12 protein-coding genes are annotated in these 13858 nt (G+C 46.7%); 6 read left to right on the top strand and 6 right to left on the bottom strand.

Translation table 11 applies throughout. From position 1 onward, the window contains the following. Positions 1 to 18: 18 nt before the first annotated feature. The 3 genes from MKY92_RS05700 to MKY92_RS05690 form a co-directional block, all read right to left on the bottom strand. Complete coding sequence (locus MKY92_RS05700) at positions 19 to 726, bottom strand: stalk domain-containing protein (RefSeq protein ID WP_221819022.1); 708 nt, start codon at positions 724 to 726, stop codon at positions 19 to 21. Between the two features lie 269 nt (positions 727 to 995). Next, positions 996 to 1841, bottom strand: a complete 846-nt coding sequence (locus tag MKY92_RS05695) for a hypothetical protein (RefSeq protein ID WP_339299606.1) — start codon at positions 1839 to 1841, stop codon at positions 996 to 998. Positions 1842 to 2039: 198 nt separating this feature from the next. Continuing rightward, positions 2040 to 3317 (bottom strand): methyl-accepting chemotaxis protein, encoded by a 1278-nt coding sequence (locus MKY92_RS05690; protein WP_339299605.1) that lies wholly within the window; start codon positions 3315 to 3317, stop codon positions 2040 to 2042. 333 nt (positions 3318 to 3650) lie between these two features. On the opposite strand from MKY92_RS05690, the gene MKY92_RS05685 reads away from it, so the two are divergent. Further along, positions 3651 to 5084 (top strand): aspartate ammonia-lyase, encoded by a 1434-nt coding sequence (locus MKY92_RS05685; RefSeq protein WP_339299604.1) that lies wholly within the window; start codon positions 3651 to 3653, stop codon positions 5082 to 5084. A gap of 120 nt (positions 5085 to 5204) precedes the next feature. Here MKY92_RS05685 and rpoN read toward each other — a convergent pair whose 3' ends face one another. Both rpoN and pruA read right to left on the bottom strand, forming a co-directional pair. After that, positions 5205 to 6509, bottom strand: coding sequence for an RNA polymerase factor sigma-54 (gene rpoN, locus MKY92_RS05680; RefSeq protein ID WP_339299603.1), 1305 nt, complete (start codon positions 6507 to 6509; stop codon positions 5205 to 5207). A gap of 86 nt (positions 6510 to 6595) precedes the next feature. Continuing rightward, complete coding sequence (gene pruA, locus MKY92_RS05675; RefSeq protein WP_339299602.1) at positions 6596 to 8143, bottom strand: L-glutamate gamma-semialdehyde dehydrogenase; 1548 nt, start codon at positions 8141 to 8143, stop codon at positions 6596 to 6598. Between the two features lie 293 nt (positions 8144 to 8436). On the opposite strand from pruA, the gene MKY92_RS05670 reads away from it, so the two are divergent. The 4 genes from MKY92_RS05670 to MKY92_RS05655 all read left to right on the top strand — a co-directional run bounded on the left by MKY92_RS05670 (position 8437) and on the right by MKY92_RS05655 (position 11603). Continuing rightward, the gene (locus MKY92_RS05670) at positions 8437 to 9360 is read left to right on the top strand and encodes a proline dehydrogenase family protein (protein ID WP_339299601.1); all 924 of its coding nucleotides are present in this window, start codon (positions 8437 to 8439) and stop codon (positions 9358 to 9360) included. 173 nt (positions 9361 to 9533) lie between these two features. Then, a complete protein-coding gene (locus tag MKY92_RS05665; RefSeq protein ID WP_339299600.1) occupies positions 9534 to 10091 on the top strand; it encodes a MarR family transcriptional regulator in 558 nt (185 codons plus the stop codon). Positions 10092 to 10218: 127 nt separating this feature from the next. After that, complete coding sequence (locus tag MKY92_RS05660; protein ID WP_339299599.1) at positions 10219 to 10698, top strand: hypothetical protein; 480 nt, start codon at positions 10219 to 10221, stop codon at positions 10696 to 10698. Positions 10699 to 10727: 29 nt separating this feature from the next. Continuing rightward, entirely contained in the window at positions 10728 to 11603 is an 876-nt protein-coding gene (locus MKY92_RS05655) for an SDR family oxidoreductase (RefSeq protein WP_339299598.1), read from the top strand. Positions 11604 to 11741: 138 nt separating this feature from the next. On the opposite strand, the gene MKY92_RS05650 is transcribed toward MKY92_RS05655, so the two are convergent. Continuing rightward, complete coding sequence (locus MKY92_RS05650; protein ID WP_339299597.1) at positions 11742 to 11930, bottom strand: hypothetical protein; 189 nt, start codon at positions 11928 to 11930, stop codon at positions 11742 to 11744. A 216-nt stretch (positions 11931 to 12146) separates the two neighbouring features. Between MKY92_RS05650 and MKY92_RS05645 the strand changes: the two genes are divergently transcribed. Continuing rightward, on the top strand, positions 12147 to 13832 hold the full coding sequence (locus MKY92_RS05645; RefSeq protein WP_339299596.1) for a sigma 54-interacting transcriptional regulator: 1686 nt from the start codon (positions 12147 to 12149) through the stop codon (positions 13830 to 13832). Positions 13833 to 13858: the final 26 nt, after the last annotated feature.

The raw sequence follows: 13858 nt of genomic DNA, 5'->3' as shown, positions 1-13858 counted from the left end.
TTTTTATTTACGTCTATTTTATTTAACCAAATAAGATGTTGTAAGAGGTACAAATAGCGATGAACCTGGATCTTCTGAGACAATCTCAACAAATACAGCTTCAGTGCCCGATACATCCACGTCCAAGCTTACCAATCCGCTTCCCGGCGATATGCTCAGCTTTTTGAGAACCGTATTGTCCTGGTTGATTACCTGTATCTCCTGATTCCCTTGAAGAGCGGCCAGTTCCAGATGCAGGGAAGAATACTTTTTGCCCGTCATGATCTGGAAGTCGTCTCCTTGCTTCACGGAATCTGTATGCAGATATACATCTTTATAATCCTTGCCTTTGTAAGTAGTCTCCGCAGGATCTTTGGTATGCCATGCGGTAGATCCCAACACCGTTGTTCCCAGTGTACTTAGTGTTACTTTATCGTTGGTTACTGGCCCGGTTTCATTTTTTCCACCAATCAGGACGGATGAAGTTGCACTGTCATAAGTGATCTCTGTCCCAAGCAAGGATCCCACAGCACGTACAGGCAAATAAGTCGTTCCGTTGTAGGTGATAGGCAACACTGTTTTACCATTGGCATCTTTGGCTGTCACCGTGGCACCATTCATTTTTAGCGTAATCTTGCTGTTCAGATAGGCTTTAATCTGTTCCAGTCCTGTTGCTGCGAGTGCACCTGTTCCGATTCCAAGCGTTAATGTGCCTACCATCAAACCCAGTACAACCTTTTTCTTCATCAAAATCCCTCCTGAATGTTAAAATGATTTGTCCTTTATACATTTAAATGACTAAAGTGATAATGTCAATTGTTTCCTGCATTTTTAGTGCACAGTGCCTATTTTCGGGCAGCACAAAACGAGGCTGTATGTCCCCATTTTTTTTCAGCCTCGCTCTGTTTCCCACTGTCCGTATACGGAGAAAGGAAGATATTCTTGTCAGTTGTTCACTTAACTCCACAATCGAGAACTTTCAATTCCCGCTGTATTACGATATCAACATGACGCCATTAATCAAAAGTTTCATAATATTCTTCTTCATACACTTCCATACTGTACTTCAAATCTACTGCCTTCCACTCACCATCTTGATACTCATAAGTAAATGTCAGATCACCGGCATATAAAGCCGCACCGTAAGATCCTGCTGCTGATACGACAAGCTGGCCATCTTCTATACTGTAATAGGTTACTCCACCGAATCCCAACTCTTCGTTATATACGCCGCCACTCGTATCTTCCTCGATCCGTAAAGGTTCTGCTTGAACCCCATCAACGGCGACATCAACATCCACACGGTCTGATCTAACCGTAACTTTTGACTTCACATGTTGTTTCACAATCTCATCCAGAGATTGCATCTTCATCTCTTCCAGCGTTACCGGATTAATGATACGTGCTTGTCCCAAATAAATACCTGTTCCATGACCTTCCGTGTACAGAACAATAATTTCTTTCTGGCCGTCTCCATTCAGATCCAGCTCGTGCACTTCGGGTTTGTAAGACCCACCTTCTCCCTGCCAATCCCTAAATTCTCGCGTTTTGCCGTCCACTTCCAAAATCATTCCGCTATATATATAACCTGAACCCTCAACTTTCATAGGGTATAATCTGACTTTCTTATTCTCTGGAGCTACCGAAACGTATTCCTCTTTCACAGGAATGGATTCCTGTGTTGCCTTCGCTGTGTCATGCAGTTTATCTATATTGGAAGCCTCGACCACTGCGGTCTGGCTGGATTGATCATCTATATTAAGCTGTTTTTGCGATTCATTCATGGTTCTGGCAGCCGAAGTTGTACTAATCGTAGCTACCGCCAAAATAATCATCAGCAGGATACCTGTCCAAGTTTTCAATATACTGGGCTCCTTTATCTGTTGTGATAATCCTATTATATCTTCATTTATCGCCTGCAAGTTGCGAATTTGTTAATCTTTCATAAAATAATCTTTACAAATTTTCGTTTTCACGAAAGAACGTTCGGCTTTAACCAGAATAAGCAAATTATCATGCCAAAACTGTTCTCTAAAAACAAAAAAAATCCCGAACACAGCTTAAGGCTGCATCCGGAATGCTTTGGTTTTGTCCAATAACCGATCGGTTAATTGTCTCAGTTCTTCAGCCGAAGATGAAATCTCCTCCATGATGGCTGTCTCTTCGTGTGCGGCATCCATAATTCGTCTCGCCTCATCTGAGAACGATCCGGCTTTCCCCTGGATCTTCTTCACATGACCGTGTGTTTGCTCCACGCGACCGGTCTGTTCTGCAATCTTTGAACCGATATCATGCGCGCCCTTCATAAATACTTCCACTGTGCCTGTCAGTTCATGCAACGTCTGGTCCACAGAGATGGTCCGCTCCGATTCATTAACCACGAGACCATGCTGCTCATGAGACAGTTGGGCTGTCTCCCTGATCCGCTCTTGCACACGACTAATCAGCTCATTAATACGGTGTACCGATTCCTTACTTTCGTCTGCCAGCTTGCGGATCTGCTGTGCCACGACTGCAAAACCAGAACCTTCTTCGCCAGCTCGTGCAGCCTCAATCGAAGCATTCAGGGCAAGTAACCCTGTTTCCTCAGCAATGTTTTTGACGGACTGGGTAATTACCTCGATATCGGAGGCTTCCTTCTCCAGCAACAGCATAATGTCGCGGGAACGATTGTGCGACTCAGCCAGCTCGTCCATTCCTTTCATCAGTGATGAGAAAGTCTGTTTTGTATGATCCACTGATCGTTCCATCTGACCGGACATCTCTGTCATGTCCATCGACTGGCTATGCATACGCTGGAAATCGTTCAGCATCTCATCCGCAGTGATCAGAGATTGATGGGAAGTGACCTTCTGCTCTTCTACACCTACCGCAATATGATCCACCGCATCCGACATCATCTCGATCTGTTCGGCAGCCTGGGTAATCGCTTCACTCAGAGACTGTGCGTTCTGTGAAGTCGTTCTTGTACTGTCTGCAATATCATTTACAATGCTTCGAAGGTTAGAAACCATTGCGCGAAAAGCATCATATAATACGGTAAGTTCATCCTGCGTGCGTCGCTGCGGAATTTCGGTTGTCAGATCCCCCGCTGAAACCTGCTGTGCAGCCCGGGACAGGTGAACGATTGGACGAGTCAGCCAGCGTGAGGCAAACCATCCCAGGATCCCGTTCCAGCATACTCCCATGATCAAAATAATCGATATGTATACCCAATTCGGAATATCTAACGTAACCCAGTCTTTAACAAAAAATATAAAAAAGCCGCTAGTTCCGTAGGTAATAATCGAAATCAGTACCAGACCTGCGACAGTCTTTGCTCCTAAAGTCCATTTCATGTGCACACCCCGTAGTCCTTTTTTCCTATTTTACCAATCAAGTACCAAATTTCATGTGATATACATCACTGAAAACGTTCTATTCCTCCCATACTTGCCGTTCATGCATGACTTCTCTACCATAAAGCGCATAATGTATAAGACAAGCTGGCCCCCCTCCCTTTCTTAAAAATTGAATAATATCCCAATTTAATATCCCTAATTTTATTTATTATCGGCACAAGAGGACAAATGATTTAGATTGGCATCCATTTTGCTTAAATGATATACTGAGTGCGCTTCAGCAACACTGAAGCCGAACTATTTTTATTGATGCCACTGGAGGCGAACGAGATGTCTACTATGTCCACACGGACGGAGAAAGATTTTATCGGTGAAAAAGAAATCCCGGCTTATGCTTATTACGGAATTCAGACGGTACGGGCCGTGGAAAACTTCCCGATTACCGGCGTTCCGGTACACCGGGAGCTGATCACGGCTCTGGCTGCGGTGAAGAAGGCAGCAGCGATTACCAACATGGAGTTGAAAATGCTGCCGAGCAAGATTGGCGATGTGATCGTCATGGCGGCTGAAGAAATGATGAAAGGCCATCATTTGGATCATTTTATTGTAGACTCCATTCAGGGTGGTGCAGGCACCTCCATGAATATGAATATGAACGAAATTTTGGCCAACCGCGGGCTGGAACTGTTAACGAAAAGCAAGGGAGACTACTTCCATTGCAATCCAAATAATCATGTGAACATGTCCCAGTCTACCAATGACGTGGTACCTACAGCGCTGCGCATTGCGGCGTACCAACTGTCGGAGACGTTACTCGCTACCATGAGAAGACTACAGGATGCGTTCCGTAAAAAAGAACTGGAATTCAACGATGTGGTCAAGGTTGGCCGTACCCATCTTCAGGATGCCGTACCTATTCGCCTTGGACAAGAATTCGGAGCTTATGCCCGTGTAATCGGACGGGATATTGAGCGTCTTGAATTCGCCAATCGCCGCTTGCTTACCATTAACATGGGTGCAACTGCCGTAGGTACAGGACTCAATGCCAAACCCGAATACATCGTCAAGGTTACAGAGCACCTGTCTGATGTTACCGGACTTCCACTACAAACAGCTGAGGATCTCGTGGATGCAACGCAGAACACAGATGCCTATCTGGAACTTTCAGCGGCGCTGAAGGTATGTGCGGTTAGCCTTTCCAAAATCTGTAATGATATTCGTTTGATGGCTTCAGGTCCGCGTGCAGGATTCAATGAATTGCTCTTGCCACCGCGTCAGCCAGGTTCGTCCATTATGCCAGGCAAAGTCAACCCCGTTATGGCGGAAGTCATTAACCAGGTATCCTTCCAGGTGATGGGGAACGACCATACGATCTGTATGGCGTGTGAAGCCGGTCAATTCGAGCTGAATGTCATGGGCCCAGTTATTGCGTTCAACTTGCTGCAATCCTTGAAAATCATGAATAACGGTATCGATGTTTTCACACGTTATGCAGTGGAAGAGATGGAAGCTAACCGGGAACGCTGCGAATTAATCATGAAACAAAGTTTCAGTGTGGTTACGGCGTTGAACCCGCACTTAGGTTATAATGTGGCTGCTTCCATTGTGAAGGAAGCGCTCAAAACTGGACTTACCTTGCAAGAGATTATTCTCGAACGCGGATTGCTGACACCGGAAGAACTGGAAGAGATTCTTCATCCGGAACAGATGACTACACCAGGGATTGCCGGAGAACACTTCCTGCGTAATATGGAACGTTTGTAGGTAATCAGGAAAACTGATGCAGCAACCCAAACACAAATAATTAACAAGAACCCCCGCAGACCGTTTATCCGGTTTGCGGGGGTTCTTATATTCAGAGATGATAAGACGCCAGCTATTCGATTAAGCCCACCGTTTACGCTCTAGGGAAGGCAGAATCTGAAGTTCCTCCCTGTACTTGGCAACCGTTCTGCGGGAGATAACAATCCCCTCCTCGGTGAGCAGTGTAGCCAAATGACTATCCGAGTATGGACGCTGAGTCTGTTCCATGCGAATGATTTCTTTTAATCTGCGTTTCACCGCTGATGCTGATGTTTTATCCCCTGACGTTGTACGGATTCCCGAGTCAAAAAAAGCCCTGAGTTCATATACACCATGTGGGGTGTCAATGTATTTACCGTTCACCGCACGACTTACCGTTGATTCATGCATGCCAATCTTCTCTGCAATAATAGCCAGATTAAGCGGTTTAAGCGCGGATGGGCCCTTGACCAAAAAGTGCCTTTGCTCTTCCATCACGGCCGCCAGCACACGCACTAAAGTCCTGCGCCGCAGGTGTACACTCCGAATGATCGCCCTAGCTTCTGCGGCGCGGTGAGCCCAGATTTCATCAGGCGCCGCTTCCCTGATCCAGCGGATGCACGCTTCATTCATCGATACACGAGGGTTACCTGCCACATGCAGGCTAAAATGGGCCTCACCGTTACGCAACCCTACAATGGCATCTGGAATAATGTAATGTGGTCGTTCCGTACATCCGATGGATCGGCAGGGCTTGGGGTCGAGACGTGTAATATAGTCATAGGCAGTCTGAGCTTCCTGCGAAGTCATGCCTAATCGACTCCCTGTTCTACCTGGGTGAAATGGAACCAGTGCTTCCAATCCGGCTTCCACCATCCGCTCCGCATTCAGCGCGGCTGATGGATCACGTCTAATCTGGAGCAACAGACATTCTTGCAGATTCCGGGCCCCCACACCAGCAGGGTCCATTGATTGGAGAAGCTCCAGTCCCGCTGCAATCTTGCTCATCGGAAGCTCAAGTGTTGCTTGCACCTCTGCCAGTTCAACCGTCAGATAACCATCATCATTAACGCACCCTGCCAAATATACGGCCATATTTTCCAATTCCTCTGGAATTATCATCACTCGAATTTGCGCAATCAGCAATTGTTCCAGAGTAGGTTCGGCACCTTTGGCCTGAAGCAACGGATCATAGGAATCATACCTGCGCTGATCCATTCGCCGCGGAATCCGGGCGAGTGGCGCAGCTTGTTCTTCCAGTTCAAGTACTGGATTCTCCTCCGCCGCATCCAGCAAGTAACGGGTCAGATCCTGGCCAGACATGGTTAACAAATGAAAGGATTGTTTCATCTCCGGCGTGATGGACAGCCGAATACGTTGTTCCTGTACCAACTGAACACCTAACATCCGTTTCCCTCCTTATACGTTGCAGGGATAATAGCATACTATTCAAGTGAATGTAAGAAGTTTTTAGTCGGATCATGAGTTTCTGTCTAGTATTTCTCCGATACCAGCTTCGCCTGGGTAAACAACAGCAGATAGTCTCTTCCACCTGCCTTGGAATCCGTGCCTGACATGTTAAATCCGCCAAATGGATGTGTGCCCACCAGTGCTCCGGTACATTTCCGGTTGAAATACAGATTACCCGCAAAGTATTCGCGTCTTGCCTGTTCCAGATGTTCACGATTACGTGAGATCACCGCGCCGGTCAGACCATAGTCTGTATTGTTGGCGATATCCAATGCATCCTGAAAGGATTCTGCTTTGATGAACGCAAGCACAGGTCCAAAAATTTCATCCTGAGCAATTCGGGCTTTCGGGTCAACATCGGCAATGATGGTTGGTTCAATGAAATAACCTTCAACGTTCCCTGTACCGCCACCGTGCACAAGACGCCCCTCACCCTTGCCGATTTCAATATATTCCGTGATCTTTGCATATGCCTTGTCATCGATAACCGGCCCAACCTGACTGCCAACTTCAAGAGGACTGCCCATCGTCAGTTTCTGTGTCCGTTCAATCACTTTTTGCAGTACTTCATCATATACATCCTTATGAATAATGGCACGGGAACACGCCGAACATTTCTGTCCTGAGAAACCAAATGCCGAAGCGGTAATGGACTCTGCCGCGAGTTCCAGATCACTGTCACTGTCTACTACGATGGAATCCTTGCCGCCCATCTCTGCAATAACCCGTTTGATCCACTTCTGACCTGGAGCTGTACGTGCTGCACGTTCATTAATTCGCAGTCCTACATCTCTGGAACCCGTGAAACTGATAAACCGGGTGAGCGCATGATCCACGAGATAATCGCCCACTTCACTTCCTGGTCCTGGTAAAAAGTTCACGACGCCATCCGGCAGACCAACTTCTGCGAGCAGCTCCATAAACTTGGCGGCAATCACCGGAGTTGTACTTGCGGGCTTTAACACCACCGTGTTGCCGGATACCAGTGCAGCAGAGGTCATGCCTGCCATAATTGCCAGTGGGAAGTTCCAAGGTGGAATAACAACACCCACTCCCAGCGGTATATAACTCAGTTCATTATCTTCTCCTGCAATCCGCACGAGGGGCTGCGGTTCACTCAGTCGCTGCATATCCCGTGCATAGAATTCCATAAAATCAATAGCTTCCGCTGTATCCGCATCAGCTTCAGGCCAAGTCTTGCCAGCTTCATAGACCATCCATGCAGAGAATTCATGCTTGCGACGACGCATAATGGCAGCTGCTTTGTATAGATAACGAGCCCGTTCATTCGGGTCGGTATGTTTCCATGTGTGGAATGTCTCCGCCGCTGTCTGAATGGCCTTTTCGGCCAATTCCTGATCTGCCTGATGGATCGTTCCGACCACTTGATTCTTGGCTGCGGGGTTCACGGAAGTTAACGTGCGGCTGCTTGTTATTTTTTGCCCACCAATAATAATCGGGTATTCCTGCCCAAGTTCAGCTTCTACCTGACGAAGTGCGTCTTCAAATGCTTCACGGTTCGCCTGGACCGCAAAGGGTGTGAATGGTTCGTTAACAAAAGGGATATTCATCAACTGATTCCTCCTTCAGGATGTGGGATTCGCTGGCTGCTCGCCTGAATTATGTTGCATGTTACTCATCACCAAATATATGTAGCAAAATCCGTGCCAACTCCGGTTGGGATTGAAATATTTTTCTCGTTAAATTCAACTAAAGAAAATTCACACTGCCCACTCCGATGACAGAACAACCTTCAAAGTACAATTTAAATAGAAAATTTCCATGAAAAATAATAGACCATCGCCAAATCTGGCATGTTTCTTGCTTGAATTAAGGATGCACAATGCTGAAGGAGGAAACGAAAATGAGTGTAGGAACGGAAATATATCGCAAAACCTTATTAACCGTGGCAGGCAACAAAGCTGTAGAGAACCTGTCCATTAGATATGGTAAGAAGCTGGCAGGCAAGTTTATTGCAGGAAGCACCTTGGAAGAAGCTCTCGAAGAGATCCACATACTCAATAATAAAGGCATTATGGCTACACTCGATCATCTGGGCGAAGGCATCACTCGCCTGAGCGAAGCGGCTTTATACAGGGATGAATATGTACGACTGGTAGAAGGCATTGCACGTGAAGGCGCAGACTCCAACGTCTCACTGAAACCAACCCAGATGGGCCTCGCACTTGACCCGGAAGAGGGATATCAAAATATCCGTACCGTTGCCGCACAAGCCAAATTGCATGATCTTTTTGTTCGAATTGATATGGAGGATAGTCCATTTACTCAAGCGACGCTGGATATTGTCCGAAGATTGCACTCGGAAGGACTGCATAATACAGGCACAGTATTGCAAGCCTACCTGCATCGCACCGAAGAAGATACACGCGATATGATTCGGGAAGGTATTCGGCTTCGTCTGGTTAAAGGTGCTTACAAAGAACCCGGATCAGTCGCCTATCAGAACACTTCTGAAGTCATTCATCAATTCAAAACGATGATTCGCAATCATCTCGATCAGGGTGTGTACACTGCAGTTGCCTCGCATGATGATCACATCATTAACTGGACGAAACAATACGCCAAGGATCGGGGAATCTCGCCGGATGCCTTTGAATTCCAGATGTTATATGGTCTGCGCATGAGCGAACAGGAACGTCTCGCCAAAGAAGGCTATCGCATTCGCTGTTACGTACCTTATGGCACCATGTGGTATCCGTACTATACTCGCCGTTTGGCCGAAAAACCGGCTAATCTCTGGATGGTCGTTAAGAATATGTTCCGATAGTTATTTTCCAGCTGGATCAATATATATGAAAAAGAAAAAAAGAAAACCATGTTGTCTCTTTCTTTCTGGCGGCACATGGTTTTTTCTCTACGAACACTTTACGAGAGCATCCAACTTTACGAATGGTCTAAACAAAAGTTGACAACTATATAGTTAGGTACCATACTATATTCATGGACAATCAAAACAAATCAACAACTGATATGTACCTCATCCCTTCGTTAGTACAAACGAAGCGTCAGGTTGATCGCTATCAATTAGACGTGGATGCACAAGCAGTGCTTGTCGCATCCAGACTGATGGTAGCAGGAGCCAAACTTGGGCATGCTGCGGAAATCCATTTCTCCAGATTCGGTTTATCGACAGGTCGATATCGTCTGTTGGCAGATCTTGAAGATCACGATGGAGAAGAACTGCCCTCCCAACTGGCGGAAAATCTGGGTGTAACCCGTGCTACCGTAACTGGTCTAATCGAGATTTTAGAACGGGACGGACTGGTTGCTCGTCGGACGAGTTCCGTTGATGGTCGTCAGAAGTCAGTCATTTTGACCGCCAAAGGTGCGAAGAAGCTAACGGATATGGCTGCGGAACATTTTGCCAGACTGGAAGCGATGGTCGGATTACTTACGATCGAGGAAAGGAGTGTGTTTCTCAACCTGCTGGGGCGTGTAACACAAGGCATTGCAGCACTTACAGATGAGTCACGCGACTTCTCAGAACCAAAATCCTAGGAGCATAACGAAGAAAGGTGAACCGGGCTAGTTCAACTAGCCCATTTTCACCCCTATATAATTAGGCTCCTAATTATATAGGGGTGAAAGCAAATCAGTGATTTCTATACAAAAAAGGAGTAGTGATATGGTTAACCTTAATGACCCCATTCATTCCGAGGAAGCTTATCCAAACCGAGCCGCTAATCCTCCCCCAAAACCTTTTGTACTGTGGCGTGAATTAATCCCGGCCTACTTGTCTCCTGCCATCATGGCAAGCATCGGGGGAATCGTTACCGCTGATAAAGTCCTTCAGTTACGAGCTTTAACAACGATTGGAGGGGCGTCTCTGCTTATGGCTCTATGGGCCGGACTCTGGCTTCGTAACCGTGAAAACCGCACACGGTGGGTGGCGAAAGCACCCCGGATCATTGTCGTGGGCTGCTTGGCACTTGCAGGCGCATGGTTTGGCTTGGTGGCGGCGTGGGGGATTTCTAATGTATTGCAGATCGTAAACCCGAGTTCTTCATGGGCTTGGTTGGATCATATTGGGTTCGATTTTCCATTGTCCGGTGCAATAGCTTGTACGATCATGACATGGCGCTGGCGAGCTTACATTATCAAATAAACAAGTTCATTATAAGGAGAGATTGAAACATGATTACTATTATTGGAGCAACAGGCATGATTGGAAATGTACTTTTGAGACGTTTGATGGAAAGAGGTATTCCCGTTCGGGCAGTATGTAGAAAGCCGGATAAGCTTCGTCAACAAATGGCGGACTTGGCGTTGTCCGGGATTGAAATCTGTGCTGCCGATGCAAATGATTCCGAATCGATGCGCAGAGCTTTGGCGGGTATCAGTCAACTATTTCTAGCGTTATCCAACAACCCTAAACAAGTGGAACTAGAGACATCCATTATTCAGATGGCTGCACAAGAGGGAGTGGAGCATGTCGTCAAAATATCCAGCCCAGCATATGACGAACGTTCACCAGTATCTGTAGCAGGCTGGCATGAACAAATTGAGCAAGCTCTAGTGAAATCCGGGATGACATATACATTGCTGCGCCCCTATGCTTTTATGCAAAATCTGCTCCGACTCGCACCAACCATTACAACCCAAGATGTATTCTTCGGCTGCATTGGAGATTCCCCGTGCAACTTCATCGATTGCCGAGACATCGCAGATATTGCCACAGAAGTGCTGACTAGAGACAAACCAGTGAACCGCATCTATACGCTGACGGGTTCCGGAGCATTCACTTATGCACAGATTGCAGATAAAATGTCCACCCTGTTCAATCGACCGATCGGATTCCTCAACCTCAAACCCGAGGAGCTTCGAACGGATCTGATCGAACATGGACAGATGCCTCCTTGGCTTGCAGACCACGTTGTGGAAATTCAGACGATGTCTACCGTTGTGCCAGAAAAGCCGACGGATACCGTTCAACGCTTGCTTGGCAGAGCGCCGCGCTCACTTGATGCATTCCTGAGAGAGCATCGAGATGCATTTAAACCGAGGCTGTAACCAAGTTATACAATAAGGAAAAGGGGATATGCCGAAAGGAGGCTCTCTCGCTCCAAGCGAGCGTTCTAGAGGATGATTATGAGATAAGGAAAAGTTAAATGTCTATTTTTCTGGACATACCCATTTATTATTCAAAAGTTAACCACTTAATTGTAGCATTAGGTTAGAGGCATTCGCATTGATCTGTGTTCCGCCTGCCAGGGTCTGCAGATCAACTGCCGATGCACTGGAATGATTCCGTAATGTCAGTACATCACTTGATGCAGCAGTGATAATGACTATTCCTGGATTGGGCAACGATGAAAAATACCACGTAGTCCCCAACATTACAAAAACAAAATTAACCACGATTTCCGATTGTCTTATGTATGATTCATGTCAAAAAATCTATACACACTTCACTTTGAAAGCTATAATATGGATAACTATCTCACTCAAATATTTCCATTTACTCAGATCATAAGAGTTCCTTGTAACAGGTACAGTCCTGAAAGTTATGCCCAAACTGAGGTGATACCGATGAAACATTTGCTTCCAGATTTAATGTCTTTATTGCGCACGGATATGGATACTCTGGATACAGTCCTCCCCACCCCCTGTATCCCTTCATCGATATCGCTGGTAGATGCCATCTCCTTATTCGACACATCTTCTTATCTGTTCATTCAGGATGAAGGACCCGTACTGGGATATATCTCCGTATCCGATGTTATGCATGCCATGATGCATGCGCATCGACTAATAGAAGCTTATTTTGAGACCACACTGGAGACAGCGGGTTCAGCTCTGACATTAATTAATGAAGATGCCAAGGTGGCCTACTGGACAACTGGCGCGGAGCATGTTTTTTCGATCAGCAAAAAAGACATCATCGGACAACCCGCGGCGGACTTTTTCCCTCCAGATCGGCTACAGTCTCTCAAAACGTTGTATACCGGTGAAACGGTCTATCGCAAACAGCATCAGCCACGGCCCGACCTCTTCGCGCTGATTAATGCTCGTCCAGTCCAACTGGATGGACGTATTGTGGGTGCAGTTGCTGCCGAAGTGGATATAACAACCGAAATCCGATTACATCAGGAACTATTACATATGACCTCCAAAGTCCAGCACTTGGAGAAAGCCGTTGCTCGGCTACGTCCCGAATCAGATCCATTTGCCAGAATCAAGGGCAGTAGCTTGGTTATTAAGCAGTGCATGGAGACCATTCGCAAGATCAGTACCACCTCAGCAACCGTACTTATACTCGGGGAGAGCGGCACAGGCAAGGAGTTATTCGCCAAAGCTATTCATGATCTTCGTGAATTGCAGACTGCACCGTTTATCGCGATTAACTGCGGGGCAATCCCCGCTTCCTTGTTTGAAAGTGAGCTATTCGGCTATGAAAAAGGCGCATTTTCCGGAGCGGATCCCAAAGGCAAAAAGGGTAAGATTGAGCTTGCCGAAGGGGGGACTCTTTTTCTGGATGAGATCGGTGAGATGCCATTGGAATTGCAAGTGAAGCTGCTTCGGGTGTTACAGGAGAAGAGTTACTTTCCTGTGGGGGGAACGCGTATGAAACAGGCCGACTGCCGGATTATCGCTGCAACCAACCAGAACCTGCTTAGCATGATTACCCGCAACCAATTCCGGGAAGATCTCTACTACCGGCTGAATGTCATTAACCTTGTCATCCCTCCTCTGCGCATGCGCAAGGAAGATATATATGAATTAACCCAGACGTTCCTGCAAGAGTTCTCATTGCTGTATAACCGTCACATTGAGTTGGTTCCACCTGAAGTGTTCAAGTTACTGTTCCAATATGATTGGCCAGGCAATGTACGTGAATTACGAAATGTGATCGAACGCCTGACCATTCTGACGACAGATGGTGAGGTGAAGCAGGAATACCTGCCTGATACCCTCACTTCCCTCACCATGCATGAACAGTCCGAAGTTCAACTGACATCCGGAATTCATTCATATGCCAACAACGAAAATCAGCAACGTCAGGATTCGGCGGGAGCAGAACCAGAACCTCGATCCATTGCAAATGTGGACGAATTAGATCCCTCGAATGATTCCGAACTTGTCTCGGGTGTTACCTACCAGCAAAAATTGGACACCTATGAGGCGCAACTTCTAATTCAATATCTGAGAGCAGCAGGTGGCAACAAACGAACACTCGCCAAGCAACTTGGCATCTCCAGGGCAACACTCTATAACCGCATGAAGAGGCTTGGTCTATGACCAGCCTCTTCTTGTCGTCATTCTCG

The sequence above is a fragment of the Paenibacillus sp. FSL R5-0623 genome (assembly GCF_037974265.1).
In the GTDB taxonomy this organism is placed as follows: Bacteria; Bacillota; Bacilli; order Paenibacillales; family Paenibacillaceae; genus Paenibacillus.
This window is presented reverse-complemented; position numbering and strand designations above follow the sequence as displayed.